Genomic DNA, 19,564 nt, shown 5'->3' with positions numbered 1-19,564 from the left:
CGCTATGCGCCGAGCACGCGCTTCAGCCGTCCGTCGATCGTGTCGAGAAAGGACTGCGTGTCGAGCCATTTCGTGCCGCTCCCGACCAGCAGGGCGAGATCCTTCGTCATCTCGCCGCCCTCGACGGCCTCGACGCAGACGCGCTCCAGCGTCTCGGCGAACCGCACCACCTCAGGCGTGTCGTCGAACCGGCCGCGATAGATCAGCCCGCGCGTCCAGGCATAGATCGAGGCGATGGGATTGGTGCTGGTCGAACGCCCCTTCTGATGCTCGCGATAATGGCGCGTCACCGTGCCATGCGCGGCCTCGGACTCCACGATCCGCCCCGTGGGATCGAGCAGCACCGAGGTCATCAGCCCCAGCGAACCGAAGCCCTGCGCAACGATGTCGCTCTCCACGTCGCCGTCATAGTTCTTGCAGGCCCAGACATAGCCGCCCTCCCATTTCAGGCACGACGCCACCATGTCGTCGATCAGGCGATGCTCGTAGGTCAGGCCCAGCGCGTCGAACTCCGCCTTGAACTCGCGGTCGAAAATCTCCTGGAACGTATCCTTGAACATGCCGTCATAGGCCTTGAGGATCGTGTTCTTGGTGGAGAGATAGACCGGCAGCTTCCGGTCGCGTCCATAATTGAACGAGGCGCGCGCGAAGCCCTCGATCGATTTCAGCGTGTTATGAATGCCCAGCGCGACGCCCGGCCCCGTGAAGTCATGGACGTTCAGCTCCACCGGCGCGCCCCCATCGGCGGGCGTATAGGTCAGGGCGACGCGCCCCGGCCCCGGCACCTTCATTTCCGCCGCGCGATAGATATCGCCATAGGCATGGCGGCCGATCACGATCGGCTTGCTCCAGTGCGGCACGAGACGCGGCACGTTGCTGCAAATGATCGGCTCACGGAAGATCGTGCCGTCGAGGATATTGCGGATCGTCCCGTTCGGCGAACGCCACATCGTCTTGAGGCCGAATTCGGCCACACGCGCCTCGTCCGGCGTGATGGTGGCGCATTTCACGCCCACGCGATGTTCCTTGATGGCGTTCGCCGCATCGACTGTCACCTGGTCGTCGGTGGCGTCCCGATGTTCGATGCCGAGATCGTAATATTTGAGATCGATGTCGAGATAGGGAAGAATCAGGCGGTCCTTGATGAAGTGCCAGATGATGCGCGTCATCTCGTCACCATCGAGTTCGACGACCGGATTTTTCACCGTGATCTTTGCCATAGGACCAACTCTCTTCAAGAATCCCACAGCAGGTGCGGGAACATTTTTCCGTGACCTCCACGTCGCGGGAACGTGACATTTTGGTCCGGGCATTGGGGTAACACGCCCGGGCGCATGAACCCACATCGGCGAAGGTCACAAATTCGACAACGTCGCGGCATCCGGCGAGGACGCGCAGGGGGACACGGGCCGAGGCGTTTTGGAAGAAAAATAGAGCGTAACACGCCAGCCTTCGGGGAGTTGTCATAATAAATTAACTTTCATCCCGGACCTCTTCTGGTGTCATTCCGGGCCGGTTCCCCCTTGCGATGAGGACTCATCTTGTCAGATACGAGCGCTCCCCACGGCCATTACATGCGCCCCCGCATGAACGCGGGTGAAACGCCCGCCTTCCGCCTGTTTTTCCTCTCGATCCTTGCCCTCGCCCTCGCCTTCGTGGGCTACAGCGTCTTCGCCGACCTGCAGGCGGCGGGCGAGCACGGCATCGCCGTCGGCGCCTTCGCGCTGCTGGGCCTCGCGCTGGTGATCGCGCTGGCCTTCGAGTTCGTCAACGGCTTCCACGACACCGCCAACGCGGTGGCGACGGTGATCTACACCAACAGCCTTCCGCCGCTGGTGGCCGTGGTCTGGTCCGGCATGTGGAACCTGTTCGGCGTGCTGGTCTCCTCCGGCGCGGTGGCCTACAGCGTCATCACGCTGCTGCCGGTGGAACTCATCCTGCAAGTCGGCTCCGGCGCGGGCTACGCGATGATCTTCGCGCTGCTGATCGCGGCCATCATCTGGAACCTCGCGACCTGGGCCGTCGGCATCCCCAACTCATCGTCGCACGCGCTCATCGGCTCCATCATGGGTGTGGGCATCGCCAACCAGCTCATGGCTCCGGCGGCGGCCACCTACGGCGTGGATTGGGGACAGGCCCGGAAAGTGTTCGCCTCCCTGCTGTTCAGCCCGATCTGCGGCTTCATCCTCTCCTTCGCCCTCCTCTGGATCTTCCGCCTGGCCCTGCGCCGTCACAAGAGCCTGTTCCAGGCCCCGGAAGGCCACAAGCCCCCGCCGGGATGGATTCGCGGCCTGCTGATCTTCACCTGCACCGGCGTCTCCTTCTTCCACGGCGGCAATGACGGGCAGAAGGGCATGGGCCTCATCATGCTCATCCTGATCGGCGCGGCGCCGACCGCCTATGCGCTCAACCGCGCCATGCCGGAATCCGCGATGCCCGCCTTCGTGCAGTCGGCCGACCGCGCGGCCGGGGTCTTCCATGCCCATGCGAACGGCGCGGATCAGATCGGCGTGGAGGCCGCGCGCAGCCTCGTGACCGACGCGCTGCGAAACAAGAACGCCGCGCAGCCGGGCGTCTATGGCGCGCTGGCGGTGATTTCCGACGATATCTCCCACTCCGTCGCCAGCTACAAGACGCTCGAAGCCATCCCCGCCAGCCAGGTGTCGAACGTCCGCACGGACATGTATCTGGTCTCCGACGCCATCCGCACGCTGAGCAAGGACGCGGCCTTCAGCGACGGCGACGCGGGCACGCTGAAGACGTTCATGGGCAAGCTCAACGCGGGCACGCGCTTCATCCCGATCTGGGTGAAGATCGCGGTCGCCGTGGCGCTGGGCATGGGCACCATGGTCGGCTGGAAGCGCATCGTCGTCACCGTCGGCGAGAAGATCGGCAAGACGCACCTGAATTACGCGCAGGGCGCCTCCGCGGAACTCGTCGCCATGGGCACGATCGGTCTGGCGGAAGGCTACGGCATGCCGGTCTCGACCACCCATATCCTGTCCAGCGGCGTCGCCGGCACCATGTCGGCCCAGGGATCGGGCCTCCAGTGGTCCACCCTGCGGAACATGGCGATGGCCTGGATCGTCACCCTGCCGGCCGCCATGCTGATCAGCGGGGTTCTGTTCTTCATCCTCCGGCACGTCTTCTGAAACCACGGCCGGAGCGGCGCGGGGAGCGCCGTTTCACCGGCTTGGCCTCCCCGTCAGGCGGGAAAGGCCATGCCGGCCACGATCGTCACGAGGGAAAACGGCCCTCGAAGACCAGCGTGTCGAGCGGGACACGATCCGACGGCACCTCCCGCGCGCGCAACCCTTCCGGCAGCGCTTCTGCCTTGCCCTGCCGTCCGATGGCCACCGCCGCATGCAGCGCGTAATCCTCCGGCAGTTCGAGCCCCGCCCGGGCGCGGGCGCCGTCGAAGCCGCTCATGGGATGGGTGGCCCAGCCCTCCCGCGCCGCCTGAAGCTCGATCATCGCCGAGGCCGCCCCCGCATCGAAGGCATGGGTCGGCGAGGGAACGGGCTCGGCGCCGCCCGGCGGGGTCATGACCATGTGCGAGGCGATATAGACGATGGCCGACGCATTGGACGCCCAGGACTGGTTGAACGGAATCAGCCAGGACAGGAAGCGGTCCCAGTCCGGCGTGCCGCGCCGTGCGTAAAGAAAACGCCAGGGCTGGCTGTTATAGGCCGACGGCGCCCAGCGCCCGGCTTCGAGCAGTCCCAGCAGATCCGTCACGCTGATCTCCACCGGCTCGAAGGCCCGGGGCGACCAGCGGTCCAGAATGAAAGGCGCGGCCGTTGATTTTTCCGCTCTGCTGGGAGCCTTGGTCATCTTGTCTCACTTTCTGTCGTGACGAGGGATGCGATGTCGCTCCCGGATCATAGCCGACGTCGTAGCCCCACTGTCCATAGAGCAGCCGCACGGCAGGCCATGGCGGCCAGTGACAGATTGAATCCCCACCCGGACATGCTATCCGTTGCATGTTGATAACAGTATCGGCGCGCCCATGCCCTCCACCCCCTCCCTCTCCCGCCGTTCCCTCGTCGCGGGTGGCATGGCTCTCGGCGGCGCGGCCACGCTGGCCGCCGAACGGTCGGGCCCGACCTTGAGCCGGGCCGAATCGCCGCCCGCGCCTCCGGCACACGGGCCGCGCCTCTTTCTTCCCCCCATGCGCGAGGACCAGATCGCCGACATCAAGGTCTGCCTGCGCCCGTTCCGCGCCGCCGGGCCGCGTTACGACGTCGAAAAACTGGGCGACAAGACCGTCTTCCATCACTACGGCCATGGCGGCAGCGGCTGGTCGCTCTCCTGGGGCTCGGCGGATTTCGTCGTCGGACGAATCGCCGCGACGCTGGAAAGGAGAATCGCGGTCATCGGCTGCGGGATCATCGGCCTGACGACCGCGCTGACCGCCCTGCGCGCGGGGATGGACGTCACGATCTATACGCGCGACCTGCTGCCGCGCACGCGCTCCGTGCGCGCCAACGGAAGCTGGACGCCATCCTCCCGCATCGCCCTCGCCAGCGCGGCCGGCCCCGCCTTTCCCGATCTCTGGGAGCGCATGGCCCGTTTCTCATGGGCGAGCTATCGCAGCTATCTCGGCCTGCCGGGCGAGCCGATCATGTTCCTGGACACCTATCGGCTGGAGGATCAGCGCAACGAGGCCAAGGCGAACGGCGAGGACCATTCCGCCGCTCCGGCACAACCCGGCAAGGACGATTTCGCGCGGTACGACACGCGTATCCGCGACATCATTCCCGCCGCGATCGACCTCCAGCCCTCCGAAAATCCGTTCCCCGTGCCTTATGCGAAGCGCGCGGCGATGATGATCTTCAATTTCGGCGCCTATGGCGATCACCTCCTCTCCGAATTCCACCAGTCCGGCGGCCGCATCGTCATGCGGGAATTCCACAGCCCCGCCGATCTGCGCCACCTGCCTGAGCGCGTGATCGTCAACTGTCCCGGCTATGCGGCGCATGACTGGTGGCAGGACCGCTCGCTGATCCCCGTGCGCGGCCAGACCACCTGGCTGCCGCCCTGTCCGCAGGGCCGATACGGCGTCGCCTATCGAGGGGCGGAGATGCTCTGCAAGACCGACGGCATCATGGTGCAGGGCTATGATCTCGACGGCCTCGGCGAGATGGCGGGGGTCGGCAATGCCTTCGAACATCCGGACCGGCGCGAGGCCGCCCGCGCCATCGGCGTCTTCACCGATCTCTTCCGCCGCACCGCCGCGAGCCGGAGCGCATGATGAGCTGGCGATCTTTCCTTCGCACGGCAGTCCTGCCCTGTGCCGCCCTGCTCTGCGCGCCGCTTCCCACCCAGGCCCGGACGCATCACGCCGCCGCACCCGGTTATACCGTTGCGCAGGCGGAACGCGGCGCTGAACTCTATGCGCGAAGCTGCGCGCTCTGCCACGGCGAAGATCTCGGCGGCACCTTCCAGACACCCCCTCTCACGGGCCGGTTCGTGCGAAACTGGGCGGGGACGCCGCTCTCGGAACTGGCGCGTTACATCCATGACGCCATGCCCCTCATGGCGCCGGGCACGTTGTCATCCGGGGACGTTCTGGCGCTGATCGCCTATCTCTTGCAGGAAAACGGCGCGAAACCGGGCAAATGGCCCCTCCCCGACCGGCCGGCGCGCCTCGACCATCTCGTTTTCCCCGCCAGCCCGGCACGCTGATTGGGCGCCGCCGCATAGGGGAAATTCACTTAAATACTTTAATTAAATAACAAGTCACCACCGCTCAGAGCGTGTCGAGCGGAATCTTCAGGTAGCGCGTCCCGTTTTCCTCCGGCTCCGGGAAGCGCCCGCCACGCATGTTGACCTGGACCGAGGGCATCAGCAGCCGCGGCATGCCGAGCGTCGCGTCCCGCGCGGTCCGCAGCGCCACGAACTCGTCTTCCGTGACTCCGTCATGCACATGGATGTTCCGCGCCCGCTCCGCGCCCACCGTCGTCTCCCAGACATACGCGTCGCGCCCGGGCGCCTTGTAATCATGGCAGAGAAACAGCCGCGTCTCCGGCGGCAGGGCCAGAAGCCGCCGGACCGAACGGAAGAGCTGCCGCGCATCCCCGCCGGGGAAGTCGGCGCGCGCCGTCCCGTAATCCGGCATGAACAGCGTGTCGCCGATAAACGCCGCATCCCCGATGATAAAGGCCATGTCGGCAGGCGTATGACCGGGCACATGCAGCGCGATGCCCGGTAACGCGCCGAGCGGCACGGCATCGCCGTCCTGGAACAACACGTCGAACTGCGAGCCGTCCCGCGCGAATTCCGTCCCGGCATTGAAGATCTTGCCGAACACGGTCTGCACGGTCATGATCGCCGCACCGATGCCGAGGCGGCCGCCCAGCTTCAGCTGGAGATGGGGCGCGGCCGAGAGATGATCCGCATGGGCATGCGTCTCGATCTGCCAGACGATTTTGAGGCCCGCTTCGCGGATATAGGCGATGATTTCGTCCGCGCCATGCGTGGAGGTCCGGCCCGAGGCCGGGTCGTAGTCCAGCACGCTGTCGATGACAGCCGCTTCGAGGGTCACGGGATCATGCGCGACATGAGTGGCCGTGAAGGTCGCCTCGTCAAAGAAGCTCCGTACCACCGGACAGGCCCCGCGCGCCCGGGCCAACTCGATCTGAGCAATCGCCCGCGCCAATGCCTCGTCCGTCATCCTGCGTTCTCCCTGGAACACGGACAGATTGAACGAGACTGGACGATTCTTCAAATATAAATTTAGTTAAGTGATAAACTGACACCGGAGGCCGCAGACATCTCGCGCCGCACGTCCCGTCAGCGGCAGACGCTGCGCGCGCCTGTCGCGGCAATGAACGTGCCGGTCAGCGGCTCGAAACACGCGTTTTGCGGGCAGGTGCTGCCACTCGTCAGCCCGTCCGGATAGACGGCGGCGGCGGTAGCGATCGCCTCCTTCGCCGCGCTGCCGCAGAGCGGCGTGTCGATCGGCGCGGAAGGATCGTTGGCCAGAACCGGCGCACCCGGCGCGGGCGGCGTCTCGGCGGTATATTCCGGCGCGAAACTCTGCGCCGTGACGGTCGGATGAGGCCTCGTCGCGGCAACCGGTCGGGCGGGCGTTTCCCCGCATCCGGCCAGACCTGCCGCCGTCAGAAGCAGCAGAGCCAGCCTCGCGCGATTCTCCATGCAATTCCCCACGCGCCCCATCCCCTTCGTCACAGGCTGAACTCCCCCTGAACCGACGGCTCGCCCCGCCCGGCCTTGTCCATACGCCCCACACGCTGCCCATCAGCGAATGCGATCACGATCCGGCCGCCTTCCGGATGCTGCGCCGCCCGCGTCAGCGGACGGCCCGACGCATCCTGCACCACCACATAGCCGCGTTCCAGCACCGCACGCGGCGAAACCGCCTCCAATTGCCCGGACAGCCCGCTCAGCCGCGCCTGATCGAGGCGCACCACCGCGCCGAGCATCTCGGGCGAAAGACGCGCCCGCGCCGCCCGCATCCGCCGCGCCTGCACCAGCCCCGTCACCGCGCCGTCCAGCCGCCCCGCGATCTTCCCCAGCGCCTCGCGCCGCCGCGCGATCAGCAGATCGGGCGAGGGAACACGCCGCTCGACCCCCACCAGACGCGCCCGCGCGCGCTCCGCGACCCGCGGCAACGCCAGCGACAGCCTCTGCGCCCGGTCATCCAGCCGCATCCGCGCCGTCTCCACCATGGCCGGGAGATCGGGCATCCGTCCCGCCGCCCGGTCGAGCGCGGACCGCGCCTCCTGGAGACGCCGCACCAAAGCGCCGGAGAGCCGCGCCGCGCGATGGGCGAGATCCGCCACCATCTCGGAGCGGAGCGGCACCGCCATCTCCGCCGCCGCCGTGGGCGTGGGCGCGCGCCGGTCGGAGGCGAAGTCGATCAGCGTCGTATCCGTCTCATGCCCGACCGCCGAAATCAGCGGAATCGGACTCGCCGCCGCCGCGCGGACGACGCGCTCGTCGTTGAACGCCATGAGATCCTCGAGCGAGCCGCCGCCGCGCGCGACGATCACCACATCGGGGCGCGGGGAAAGCCGCGCGAATCCTTCGATCGCCGCCGCGATCCGCGCCGCCGCTCCCTCGCCCTGCACCGGCACCGGCCAGACCAGCACCTCACGCGGGAAGCGCCGGGCGATGGTGGTGCGGATATCATGCAGCACCGCGCCGCGCGGCGAGGTCACGACCCCGACCAGACGCGGCAGAAACGGCAGCGGCTTCTTGCGCGCGACATCGAACAGCCCCTCGGCGAGGAACTGCTTGCGCAGCGCCTCGATCCGCGCGAGCAGCGCGCCCTCCCCGGCGAAGCTCATCTGCTCGATGATGAGCTGGTAGCTCGACCGCTCCCCATAGGACGAGACCTTGCCGGTCGCGATGACCTCGATCCCGTTCTCCGGCGTCAGCCCCAGCCGCGAGACCGAGCCCCGCCAGACCACTCCGGCGATCTTCGCGCCCTCGTCCTTCAAAGACAGATAGACATGGCCCGACGGATAACGCTTCAGCTCCGTGATCTCGCCGCGCACGCGCACGCGGGCGAATCCGCCCTCCAGCGTACGCCTGATCGCCCCGGAAATCTCACTGACGGAATATTCGGGCACATTGCCCGGGTTCCGCCGATCCTCGCTCTCACTCATGCCGCCAGTCTATGCTAGACGGCGGAACTCGGAAACAGAGGAAGGACGACAAGGATGAAGGTGCTGCTGGTCGGATCGGGCGGACGCGAACACGCGCTGGCCCGCGCCATCGCCCGCTCCCCGGAGCTGGACGCGCTCTTCATCGCCCCCGGCAACCCCGGCATGGCGGAACTCGGCACCCTCCTGCCCATCCGGGCGGATGACGTGGCGGCGCTGGTCCGCTTCGCCCGCGAGACAGGCATCGACCTCGTCGTGCCGGGGCCGGAAGCGCCGCTCGTCGCGGGTCTGGCCGACGCTTGCGCCGAGGCCGGGATTCCCTGCGCCGGGCCGAGCCGCGCCGCCGCCGCGCTCGAAGGCAGCAAGAGCTTCACCAAGGAGATCGCCGACGCGGCGGGCATTCCGACCGCCCGCTGGGAACGCTTCGAGGACGCCGACTCCGCGCTGGCCTTCCTCCGCCGCCGGGGGGCGCCGATCGTCGTCAAGGCGGACGGGCTGGCGGCGGGCAAGGGCGTGATCGTCGCCGGGACGCTCGCCGAGGCCGAGGCCGCGATCCGCGACATCATGACCGGCCGCACCTTCGGCGAGGCGGGCGCGTCGGTCGTCATCGAGGAATGCCTGTTCGGGCAGGAAGTCTCGCTCTTCGCCTTCTGCGCCGATGAACGGGCCGTGCTGATCGGCGCGGCGCGCGATCACAAGCGTATCGGCGAGGGCGATACGGGGCCGAATACCGGCGGCATGGGCGCGATCTCGCCGCCGCCCGGCTTCGGACGCGCGGAGCAGGAGGCGGCGCTGGACCTCCTCGTGCGCCCGATGCTGCGGGAGATGGCCCGGCGCGGCACGCCGTTCCGCGGGATCATCTTCGCCGGGCTGATGCTGACCGAAGACGGCCCGAAACTCATCGAATACAATGTCCGCTTCGGCGATCCCGAGGCGCAGGCCCTGCTGATCCGCCTGCGCTCCGATCTGCTGCCCGTGCTGAAGGCGCTCGCCGACGGCGATCTCGACCGTGCGGAGATCGCCTTTTCGGATGACGCCTCGATCTCCGTCGTCCTCGCCGCGCGCGGCTACCCAGGCACGCCCGCGCAGGGCGGCCGCATCGCCGGGATCGACCGCGCCGAGGCCGTGCCCGGCGTGCAGGTCTTCCAGGCCGGAACCGCGCTGAAGGATGGCGCGCTGGTCGCGTCGGGCGGCCGCGTGCTCACCGTCTGCGCCGCCGCCCCCACCGCCGGGGAAGCCCGCGCCCGCGCCTATCAGGGCGTCGAGGCGATCATCTGGGATGACAAGATCTTCCGCCGCGACATCGGTGCATGACGCGACGACGCGACGTTGTCGGACTTGAAGCGGTGCTGGCATTCCTCTGCGCCGTCATGGCGATTGCGGGGCTGTCGAGCGGCGTGGCCGAAGCGTCTTCCGGCCAAGAGCAAGACATAACCGTGTATGGTGTCTCGGCCGCTCGGTTGCGTGACTTTATTCATACAATGACCGGGCCGGTGACGGATCGCCAGCTTGCCCGCTGGAATGACAAGCTTCGAATTTGCGTATTCGGGCTCAAACCGGAGTTCGCGGCAATTCTTGTCAGAACGCTTCAAAGCGCGGCCGAGAGTACCAACTTGAAGTCATCAGTGGATTGCAATGATCCAAATGTTCTGATTGCCGCCGGCAACGGACATACCGAGATAATGAAAAGCATTATCGAAAAATATCCAGACATGCCATTTATCAACAACTATATCGGCATGATCTATCAAACGAGCAACGGCATTTCAGATCATCTCAGACAAAAACTTACGGAAGCAAAAGCCGTCCGGTGGTATTGGTCAACGGAGATGACACCAAATTCCGATTCATCGATCGGATTTTTCATCCAGACTGACCATGGAGTCGTCATGCAGCCCCATGTCGACCAGTCCGATATTTCAGCTCTGAGAGAAAGCAGCCATCGGGAAACGCATCTTGCAATTGTGACAATCAATACTGACCTGGCGCAGGGCGTCTCCTGGGGAGCGTTGGGCAGTTATGTCGCGATGGTTGCGCTGACTGATCCACCCATGGACGCCTCATATCCGGCCTATTCGATCATGTCCCTCTTTGAAGTCAAAATAGCCTCGAAGCCGGACAGGCTGACGGAGTTCGACACCAGGTTTCTGAAAGCCTTTTATGCCAGCGAAAACGATGTTTCCGCGAGCGATCAGGTGGACGAGATCTTTCGTGACATGACGCGGGGACGGCCGTGACCTGGTCGCGGCGTCGCGTTGCTCAAGCGAATTTTCCGCCTGACAGCGATCTCCCCTGAAATTCATGGACCGGCTGACCCTTGCACACACAAACCGGCCCAAGATTTACGGCGTGCGGCAGGGGCGACGAACTCGCGGGCATGTAGCGCCAGACGCTCGCGGGCGGGAAGTTCAGGGGGGTCCAGGCTTCACGCGCCTTCGACAGATCATGCGCCTTCGCCGGAAGCGGCGAGGTAACGCAATAGCTGTAATGCAGGAAACCCCGCCCCGGCGCGACGGCCTCGATCGCGTCAATGAAGCGGCGCTGCTCGCTCTTGCGCAGCAGGACGAGCGGAATCCCGCAAATCACATCGCCGATCCGGCCATGCCATTGACGCGGAATGAGAGTCGGCAGATCGCGCGCATCTCCCTCGATGACGTTCACACCGGGGAAACTCCGCCGCAATTGCGCCGCCATGCCGGGGACGATCTCCACGACGAAGAGTTTTTCCGGCGGCACGCCCGCGGCCAGAAGGGCGCGGCTGACCGGCCCGGTTCCCGCGCCGAGTTCGATCACCGCCTCGTCCGGAGCCCGGCGCGTCTGACGGACCAGCCGGGCGCACAAGGCCGGAGAGGATGGAACGACGGAACCCGTCCGGAGAGGATTTTTCATCCAGCGCGACAGGAGGCCGAAGCGGGACTCGTTTTCCACCGCGTCCCGGGCCAGATCCCCGTGCCGCGCGCTCTTGCGTAGTGCCTGGCTCATGCTGTCTCCGTCTGCCCGCGCCGCGCGGATCGGCGGTGCTAAAGCTGGAGTCTATGGCCGGAAGCGCGGCCCGCCACCAGCGACAGTTCCATGAAATCTCACCGCGAGGCTTTCACCGCAGAAGAACGGCCTCCGCCTCCTGCACCACCTCGACGATCGCTCCGGGCTCGAAGGGAGAGACCAGCCCGGCCTCCGCGAGCAGTTCGGTGAAGGGCTTGCTGCCCCCCGCCGCGCAGAGCGCCTTATAGGTCTCCATCGTGCCCTTGCGGTCCACCCGGCTGCCCAGCCAGAGTTGCAGGGCGCAGCACAGCGCAAGGGTGTAGTCGATATAATAGAACGGCGAGCGGTAGATGTGCATCTGTGCCTGCCAGCGGCCGCCCTTGCCGGGATAGGCGAGATCGCCCCAGTTGCGCCACGGCATGTAGAGCTTTTCGAGCCGCTGCCAGAGGGCATGACGCTCCTCCGGCGTCATGTCGGGGCGCGCGTAGATCTCGTGCTGGAAATGGTCGACGCAGGCGCCATAGGGCAGGAAGCACAGGCTGTCGATCAGATGCATGCGGCGGTAGCGGTCCGCCGCACCATCCTCCACCAGACGGCCGATCTCCGGCCAGGCGAGGAATTCGAGCCCCATGGAATGGATTTCCGCCGCCTCCATGGTCGGCCAGAGCATGTCCGCCAGAGGCAGGGTGCGGCTCTTCCAGTTCTGGAAGGCGTGCCCCATTTCATGGGTGAAGACGCCGATATCGTTATGCGTGCCGTTGAAATTGGCGAAAATGAACGGCATGCCGACCGTCGGGAAGGAGGTGCAGAACCCGCCCCCCGCCTTGGCCGGACGATTGCGGAGGTCCATATACCCCTCCCGCGTCATCTCCGCGAAGAATGGTCCCATCTCCCCGCCGGGATCGAGCGCCTCGAACATCGCCTGCGCGCGTTCGAGCAGCACATCATGATCCCCCGCCGGATCGGGATTGCCCTTGGGGTCGATCAGCGCCTCGTCCCAGGCCCGCAACTCGTCCCAGCCCATCTCCAGCGCCCGACGCTTCAGCAGCGACGCCACCAGCGGCACCACATGCGTCACGATGCGCTCGCGGAACGCCGCCACATCGGACGGACCGTAATCCGTCCGCCGCATCCGCCGGTATCCCAGCGGCGTGTAGCCCGGGAACCCGAGCGTTCCCGCCATTCCGGCGCGCAGCTTCACCAGCCGGTCGAAAAGCGAATCGAGCGTCGCGCCGTTCGCCTCGAAGAAGGCCCAGCGTGCCTGCTCCGCCGCATGCCGCGTTTCCCGGTCGGCGGATTGCAGATAGGGCACGAGGCCCGACAGGTTGAGCGTCTGGCCGTCGAAGGCGATCTGCGCGGAGGCCAGCAACGCCGTGTATTCCGCGCCCAGCCGCGCTTCCTCTTCCAGATCCCTGGCGATGCGCGGGTCGAAGGTGGTGATATCCGCCTCCCAGAGCCGCGCGACATAAGGCCCGACGACCGCCTCCAGCGCCGGGCGCTCGTCGAGCAGGCGGCGCTTCAGCGCCACCTCATGCGCCGCCGCCGCCGGCGCGAGCGCGTCCGCATAGTCGCGTTCGGCCTTCGCCGCCTCGTCCGCCGTGTCGCGAGAGAACTGGAGATGCACGAGCGAGGCCCAGGAATCGAAGCGTCGCCGCGTCAGATCGAACGCGGCGACCGCGCCCGCGAGGTCGCCCGCGTCGAGCAGACGGCCGATGGCGTCATATTCGGCGGCGAGAGTCTCTGCCGTCGGCCGATCGAACCGCAATGAGGAAAAAGCTGGCATTGTCGTCATGGGCTGATGCTCGCATTCATAGGCCCGCGCGTCCAGTCTTTCAGCACATGACTGTATTTCAAGCAAAAACAGAAAAACGACGAAGCGCACTATTAAAAAATAATTTCTTTCTACTTTCAGTGACATGACTGCCGTCGCAACGCAGCGGGGTTTGACTGAAACTCTCTGATAAGTCTATAGTATTTTCAAAACATACGCGTCACGGCTGCGTCGTTTTCCGGTCCGTCAGCGTCTTGAGAAACGCGATGACGGCTTGGCGCTCGTTCTCGTCCAGCGCCGGTTTGTCTCCGGGCTTGCGATCGAACGGCGCATCCGTCGTGTCGAGATTGTCCCGATACGGCGCGGGAAGATCGTCATAGGCATGCACCCTGCCATGCGCGTCCTTGCCGTAGAAGCGCGCGGGGTCGATGTCGCGCAGGACGTAGAAATCCATCACGTCGTCCAGCGAGTGGAACACGCCGTTATGGAAGAAGACCTTGCGCGCGGCGACATTGCGCAAGGTCGGCGTCGCGAACATGCCGCAATAGGGCGCCAGCAGCTTCTTGCCGTCCGGCTGACGGTCACAGACCCCGAGATCGAAATAGGCGGGATTTCTGTTCTGCACCAGATCCATGTTGCGCGGCACGCCGAGCGATTCATATTGATGATCGGTGAACAGCGGCGGCAAATGATCCGGCTTCATCTGATCGACATGACAGGCCGCGCAATTGCCTTTCTTCGGATCGTTGAAGAGCAGATAGCCGCGCCGTTCCTCCGGCGTGAACCGCGCCTTTCCTTCCAGCCAGTCATCGAATTTGCTGGAATAGGAGTGGAAATCCGTCTCCTCGATCTGGTAGCGCGCCAGGGCGAACAGCGCCTCGGCCACGAGATAATCCGGATAGCGCCGCCCCTGATAGCCCGCGAAATCCATCAGCGCTCCGGCATAAGGCGCGGTGCGCAGCCGGTGGAGCACCCTGTCGCGCGTGGCGGCCATTTCCGCCGGATCATAGAGCGGCCCGGTCGCCTGTTGCTGGAGCGTATCGGCGCGACCGTCCCAGAACAGGCCGCCCTGCGGCACGAGTTGCACGGCCGACGCCGCCGTATTGCTCGCACTCTTCGCCGAACCGCGCACGACATCGTGCGGAGCCTGAATCGGCGCCACCGTGTCGTCGGCGACGGCGTCATCGGGGCCGATGCTGAAATTGGGCTGACGTTCGAGATAGGTCAGCGACAGGATGGCGCGATGCCCCTGCCGGTCGAGTCCGACGCCGCCGGTGAAGACCGAATCCGCGCGCGCGGGGCCATAATGCGCGGCCGGATCATGACAACTGGCGCAGGAGATCTTCCCCGAGCCGGACAGCTCCCTGTCATAGAACAGCGCCTTGCCGATCTGCGCCATCGCCGAAAGCGGACGGCGCGGCGGCCGCCGCAACTGGCGCGGACAGGGGTTGCTCCCGTCCTCGCGCGGATCGCAGGCGGCCACGGACGCAACGTCGGTCCTCGGCTGAGCAAGCATCGGCCGCGCAAGCGCCGGCATCCCTTCGAACACCAGGACGACGCCCGTCAGCGCCACGATACTCGACCGCCAGACCGGAAAACACGACACGCTGGACCTGCCCCGTCAAAAATCAGTGTGAAGATGTCTGGCGCAGCAATACCCCGCGAAACACGATTTCTCCATCAAAAGCCTGTTTCGCCTTGACGCGGAATTCGAACTCATCCTCCGTGCTGTCACAGCGGAACCGCAGGCTTGGCATTGTCGTCGAAAGATTGGCGAGCGAAATGGCACGCTGGATGATCAGACCCTTGTCGCGCGAGTTGACGTCCACAACGATTTTCTTGAGGTTCCGGCTGATGACGGAAAGATCAAAGGTGACGGTATAGTCGCCGAGCGGAAAATCCCGGTAGGGCCCGAAGATCAGGTGGCCGTTAGGGTAACGACCGAAAGCGAACCGGAGGATGTCACCTTCCAGCTTGCCATTGTGATGGCGAAATTCGCGCGGCTCCAGCCGATAATTGCCGCCGTTCTTGAAGTTTTCGAACTGCGCGAACCGCAGACGCTCCGCGCGATCGAAGAATTTTCGGAATGTCTCGATGTCATATCGCGAAAAAAGATTGTAACCGCTGTCACGGATGGCGGGCTGTACAACTGTCGGCGTTGATTCCCCTTTTTGCATCTGCTCCATAACGGCATGCGCAAGCTCGGGTTCTGCCCGAAGCGCGGCGGGAAGAGCGGCCTGGATATGAGTCGTGCTTCCGCGCTGAAGCAATGCCAGCGCATCCAGTATCTGCGCGTCCACGATTTCCTCCGTATAGGACTCCAGGACGCGCTCCTGAGCCGCGAGGACTGTCTTGTAGACTGTTTCATCCTGCAAGGCGATGACGGCGGCAGCGAACATGTTCAGATCGTAATAATGGAACCCCAGCGGATGATCGACCATCAGTTCACGCAGGGCGGTTGTCGACCAGACGATGGTCGGCAGCCCGCAACGCATCGCCTCAAAAACCGGAAGGCCGAAGCCTTCGTGCTCGGACAGGCAGAGGAAGACATCGGAAATTCGATACAGCTCTTCCAGTTCCGAGTCGGATACTTCTCCATGGAAGACAGTTTCGACGTCAGGATGATTGCCTGCGTGATTTTCGATCTCGCTCTTGACGTCGTCTTCACGCCCGGCGAAGCGCACGACGACTGGTTTGCCTGTTTCCTGACGCACGCGCTCGGCGACCGAGATAATGGATTTGTGGCCCTTGTGCTGCACGACGCGGCCGACGAAGAGCATGTTGATCACGCCGTCCGGGGCAAACCGGCGCTCCGGCCTCCGCCGGTCGAATGTGTTTTCCAGATATCGGCTGGCCGGGTAGACGACGGCCGAGCGGGAAGCCTGACCTCCCAATGCGATAAACTGATCGCGTGTGAACAGTGAATTGACCCAGAAGAACAGATTCGGCTTGTCCGCGATCGCGACGATATTCTCGAAACCTTCGAGCGTGTGAACGAGATAGATTTCCTTGGAGAAATAGAACCAGGGCGACGTGTTGTTGTGCCAGCGAATGACAGAGGGCGTCGGTCGATCTGTCAGAAACGCATCCATTTCTCTCCAGGCGCCGCAATAATGATAAACGACGGTACCTTCGGGATTTTTTGCACACCATTCATGGAAGGCCTCAAGGCCCTCGACAGGGACGTCGGGATGACGCGCAAGGTCGAAGCGTTCGGCAAAGATACGGATATCGCTCCCGGCGTCGGCGAAGAGATTGATGGCCCGCTTGTATTCATACACGCAGTCGAAACCGATCGAGTCGCTCTTTTCGAACAGTCCCTGAACGAGGAACGCAAGTTTCATGGTGAAGGAGACCTTGATAAAGTCAGAGCGGCGGAAGCGCGAGCAATTCCGCACCAGCATCGGTTGCAACGGAACCGTAGACGCTCAGAGCCTTCAAATAGAACTGCCGCGCCATTATTGCATCACCGGATCGTTTGTAAAAATGACCGATCCGCAGACACAGATCGGCGTCGTTCGGCAGCAGGCTCAGGGCCCGGCTGTAAAGGGTACGGGCCGCTTCGAGGTTCCCCGCCTCTTCGTGCATCTGGGCCGCCTGCATGATATAGGCATATCGGTCGGGTTCGAGATGGAGACCCATATCGTAGAAACGGGCCGCTTCCGCCCATGCTCCGCTGTCTCTGGCGGCATCCCCCTTGCGGAACAGGGATTTCGCCTGTCTCTTGCTGGAAAGTTGAGCCAAAGGTCCGAATGCGGGGAGACGCGTCAGCCAGCGATGGGCTCCAGACGAGGGCGTTGTAACGATGGCATTCCCGCTTCCCTCCGTTTGCGCGAGAGTGATGCCGGAGAAAATGACGTTGCCCTCAAACGCGTCGACGGCTCGCAGCCGAATTTCGACCCTCGGCGCATCACCAACAAGCGTGAAGGGAATCGGGGCATGATCCGTGTGCTCGCCAGGGGGCAGTGTAACGATCCGGCTCGCGACCTGTTGGCCGTCTGAATTCACATCGATTTCGAATGGAACGTCCTTTTCGGAAAGGATCTTTATCGTGGCATGTAACGTCGCCCGATATTGCCCGGGCGGCATTTGAGCATAGGGCCCGAAAATCAAGTGATCGGCCTCGACGGCAATTGGTGCAGGCGGTTTGGCTTTCTCTTCCGGCAGTCTGGTATAAACGCCCTTGCACATGGAGAATTCCTCCGGCCGGAAAGTGACGGAGGGTTCATGCGCCGGCACTGTAAGGACGCGGACAAGTTCTCTGCCCTGCGTCAAGTAATCCTTGAACATCCTCAGATCATGGAGAGAGGTGACGTTCATGTGGGAGTCAAAGGTCAGGTTTGCGTCAAAACCATGCCGATAACGTTCGTATAAAGACGAACGTGCCACGTCAATCGCATTGGCAGCCCGGGGCAGGTAACGAATTGCGGGACGCGACAGATCATCCGGAACCGGTTGGCCCCAGCGACTTTCCTGTGCGGCGAGGGCGGTGAGAATCTGGTCTTTCAAAATATCTGATGAATAGGTCTGGAGAACCGCATACTGAATTTCGAGAAGGCGGTTTCTGACGCTCGGTGTTTCCAAAGCGCCGATGGCAGCCGCAAAGAGGTCCAGATCGAAGTTTGGAAAAGCGAACGGGTGCGCTGCAAGGAGTTCACGAAAAGCCGTGGCCGCCCACGCGATGACGGGCAGCTGGTAGCGCATGGCTTCGAAGACCGGAAGCCCGAAACCCTCATGTTCGGACACGCAAACGAAGATGTCGGCGGTTTGATAGAGGTGAACGAGGGCATCGTCGGAAACCGGGCCATGAACGATGATGTCTGCCCGGGCATCCTCTATGGCCAGTCGCAAACGCGCGGAGAAGGCGCTCGGCTCATCGAGGCCTTTGCCGACGATGTGCAGCCTGACTTTCCGGCCAATGATCTCCTGCGCGCGCTCGGCCACGGCGATGGCATTCAGGTGGCCCTTATGCGCAACGACATCGCTGACAAAGAGAAGATCGACCGTATCTTTATCATGCCGCTTTTGGTCCGCCATGTTCTGACCGCTGGCAACAGGAAGGGTCAGGTAACGACTCGCCGGAAAGACGATGTGGCACCGCTCCGGCGCGGCGCCCAAGGCGACGAGCTGATCGCGCGTAAAGGCGGAGTTCGCCCAGAAAGACACATGGGTGCGGTTAATGAATTGGATGATGTTTTCGTAACCGAGCAGTGCATGGTGCGCGTTCTGGTTCTGCACGCCGAACGTGAACCAAGGCGGGGTGGCGTTGTACCAGCGGATAATGACGCGTTGACATTTTTCGCGCAGAAAATCATCGAAGGGCGAGCGACTATCGCAGTAATGAAACAGAACGACAGTCTCAGGCTCTTCAGTCAGCCATTTTTCGAAGGCTGATGCATTTTCGACCGGAAGGTCAGGAAAAGCTGACGGGTCGTAACTGCCGGCAAAGAGGCGGACCGTGCCGTCATTCGTATTTCGCGATGACAGAACTCTATAATGGTGGGCGACATCATTGCACACGGAGTCATTCTTTTCCGCCATGCCGATGGATAATATTGCCAAACGCACCTAAAGCTCTCCCAAAGCCCATAGAATACAATAAAAATTGTCGTGATATTTTGATGTCATCATTTCATAACTTGGTAACTTCTCTATCTGATGTCTGTCGATCCGTTATATGAAAGCATGCCATTCACTTCTTCGGGCGGGAATATGACGTGTGCGCATTCGACCTGAATTTGCGACGCTTGCCAACCCCCGGCAATATGAAGGGGCTGGAGACGTATTGTTTCCATGAGCGACCGCACAGATTCAAGTGATACGCAGGATGATATACTGTTTTTATTGCATGCCCTACCAAAAATTCTTCGTAAAAATGGCGCGCCATCCGCTACGAGATAAAAACATTTAAGAATCTCCGATCATTTTAATCAGGAATATTTTCAGCCCATCGTGGTGATATTGTCTAGACCGATCTTCATGGTCGCGTCCGCAGATCGGGCGATAACGTGTCTTCCGCAGGGTGGCGTCAAAGCGCTCGGACACGGATTTCGTCACGGGAAAGGACGTCAGGAAAGCGTCGCCACGCCGCCTGACCAACGGCGACGCCGTGCCCCCCACGGCGCACGGCGGCCCGAAACGATCAGACCCTAGCGGAAACAGGACGTTCCTGACAAAA

General features: G+C 63.5%; 15 protein-coding genes. 5 read left to right on the top strand and 10 right to left on the bottom strand.

Annotation, left to right across the window (positions count from 1 at the left end):
* Positions 1–2: 2 nt before the first annotated feature.
* Complete coding sequence (locus EDC31_RS08515; RefSeq protein ID WP_042057483.1) at positions 3–1,220, bottom strand: NADP-dependent isocitrate dehydrogenase; 1,218 nt, start codon at positions 1,218–1,220, stop codon at positions 3–5.
* 354 nt (positions 1,221–1,574) lie between these two features.
* Here EDC31_RS08515 and EDC31_RS08510 point away from each other — a divergent pair, with 354 nt between their 5' ends.
* Positions 1,575–3,152, top strand: coding sequence for an inorganic phosphate transporter (locus EDC31_RS08510; protein ID WP_081797500.1), 1,578 nt, complete (start codon positions 1,575–1,577; stop codon positions 3,150–3,152).
* A gap of 85 nt (positions 3,153–3,237) precedes the next feature.
* Here the strand turns inward: EDC31_RS08510 and EDC31_RS08505 are convergent, their stop codons facing one another.
* Positions 3,238–3,834, bottom strand: a complete 597-nt coding sequence (locus EDC31_RS08505; RefSeq protein ID WP_042057478.1) for a nitroreductase family protein — start codon at positions 3,832–3,834, stop codon at positions 3,238–3,240.
* 175 nt (positions 3,835–4,009) lie between these two features.
* On the opposite strand from EDC31_RS08505, the gene EDC31_RS08500 reads away from it, so the two are divergent.
* Together EDC31_RS08500 and EDC31_RS08495 are read left to right on the top strand one after the other, a co-directional pair.
* The gene (locus EDC31_RS08500) at positions 4,010–5,254 is read left to right on the top strand and encodes an FAD-dependent oxidoreductase (protein WP_042057504.1); all 1,245 of its coding nucleotides are present in this window, start codon (positions 4,010–4,012) and stop codon (positions 5,252–5,254) included.
* Positions 5,254–5,688, top strand: a complete 435-nt coding sequence (locus EDC31_RS08495; RefSeq protein ID WP_052511797.1) for a c-type cytochrome — start codon at positions 5,254–5,256, stop codon at positions 5,686–5,688. Before EDC31_RS08500 ends, EDC31_RS08495 begins: the two co-directional genes overlap by 1 nt.
* Positions 5,689–5,752: 64 nt before the next feature.
* Here the strand turns inward: EDC31_RS08495 and EDC31_RS08490 are convergent, their stop codons facing one another.
* The 3 genes from EDC31_RS08490 to xseA all read right to left on the bottom strand — a co-directional run bounded on the left by EDC31_RS08490 (position 5,753) and on the right by xseA (position 8,636).
* Positions 5,753–6,676: an MBL fold metallo-hydrolase gene (locus EDC31_RS08490; RefSeq protein ID WP_042057476.1), complete on the bottom strand. Its 924-nt coding sequence runs from the start codon at positions 6,674–6,676 to the stop codon at positions 5,753–5,755.
* A gap of 119 nt (positions 6,677–6,795) precedes the next feature.
* On the bottom strand, positions 6,796–7,194 hold the full coding sequence (locus tag EDC31_RS18100; RefSeq protein ID WP_239641602.1) for a hypothetical protein: 399 nt from the start codon (positions 7,192–7,194) through the stop codon (positions 6,796–6,798).
* A complete protein-coding gene (xseA, locus tag EDC31_RS08480) occupies positions 7,191–8,636 on the bottom strand; it encodes an exodeoxyribonuclease VII large subunit (protein WP_042057475.1) in 1,446 nt (481 codons plus the stop codon). The genes EDC31_RS18100 and xseA overlap by 4 nt, the downstream gene beginning before the upstream one ends.
* A 54-nt stretch (positions 8,637–8,690) precedes the next feature.
* Between xseA and purD the strand changes: the two genes are divergently transcribed.
* Both purD and EDC31_RS08470 read left to right on the top strand, forming a co-directional pair.
* Positions 8,691–9,947: a phosphoribosylamine--glycine ligase gene (purD, locus tag EDC31_RS08475; protein WP_042057472.1), complete on the top strand. Its 1,257-nt coding sequence runs from the start codon at positions 8,691–8,693 to the stop codon at positions 9,945–9,947.
* A complete protein-coding gene (locus EDC31_RS08470; RefSeq protein ID WP_042057470.1) occupies positions 9,944–10,870 on the top strand; it encodes a hypothetical protein in 927 nt (308 codons plus the stop codon). Before purD ends, EDC31_RS08470 begins: the two co-directional genes overlap by 4 nt.
* Positions 10,871–10,892: 22 nt before the next feature.
* Here the strand turns inward: EDC31_RS08470 and EDC31_RS08465 are convergent, their stop codons facing one another.
* From EDC31_RS08465 to EDC31_RS08445, 5 genes are all read right to left on the bottom strand, one after another.
* The gene (locus EDC31_RS08465; protein WP_158310319.1) at positions 10,893–11,615 is read right to left on the bottom strand and encodes a class I SAM-dependent methyltransferase; all 723 of its coding nucleotides are present in this window, start codon (positions 11,613–11,615) and stop codon (positions 10,893–10,895) included.
* A 112-nt stretch (positions 11,616–11,727) separates the two neighbouring features.
* The gene (locus tag EDC31_RS08460) at positions 11,728–13,407 is read right to left on the bottom strand and encodes a M3 family oligoendopeptidase (protein ID WP_042057497.1); all 1,680 of its coding nucleotides are present in this window, start codon (positions 13,405–13,407) and stop codon (positions 11,728–11,730) included.
* A 199-nt stretch (positions 13,408–13,606) separates the two neighbouring features.
* Positions 13,607–14,992, bottom strand: coding sequence for a cytochrome-c peroxidase (locus tag EDC31_RS08455; RefSeq protein ID WP_239641601.1), 1,386 nt, complete (start codon positions 14,990–14,992; stop codon positions 13,607–13,609).
* Positions 14,993–15,014: 22 nt separating this feature from the next.
* A complete protein-coding gene (locus EDC31_RS08450; RefSeq protein WP_042057468.1) occupies positions 15,015–16,790 on the bottom strand; it encodes a glycosyltransferase family 4 protein in 1,776 nt (591 codons plus the stop codon).
* Positions 16,753–18,954 (bottom strand): glycosyltransferase, encoded by a 2,202-nt coding sequence (locus EDC31_RS08445; RefSeq protein WP_132127001.1) that lies wholly within the window; start codon positions 18,952–18,954, stop codon positions 16,753–16,755. Before EDC31_RS08445 ends, EDC31_RS08450 begins: the two co-directional genes overlap by 38 nt.
* Positions 18,955–19,564 lie beyond the last annotated feature (610 nt).

The sequence above is a fragment of the Acidomonas methanolica genome (genome assembly GCF_004346035.1).
Lineage (GTDB): Bacteria > Pseudomonadota > Alphaproteobacteria > Acetobacterales > Acetobacteraceae > Acidomonas > Acidomonas methanolica.
This window is presented reverse-complemented; position numbering and strand designations above follow the sequence as displayed.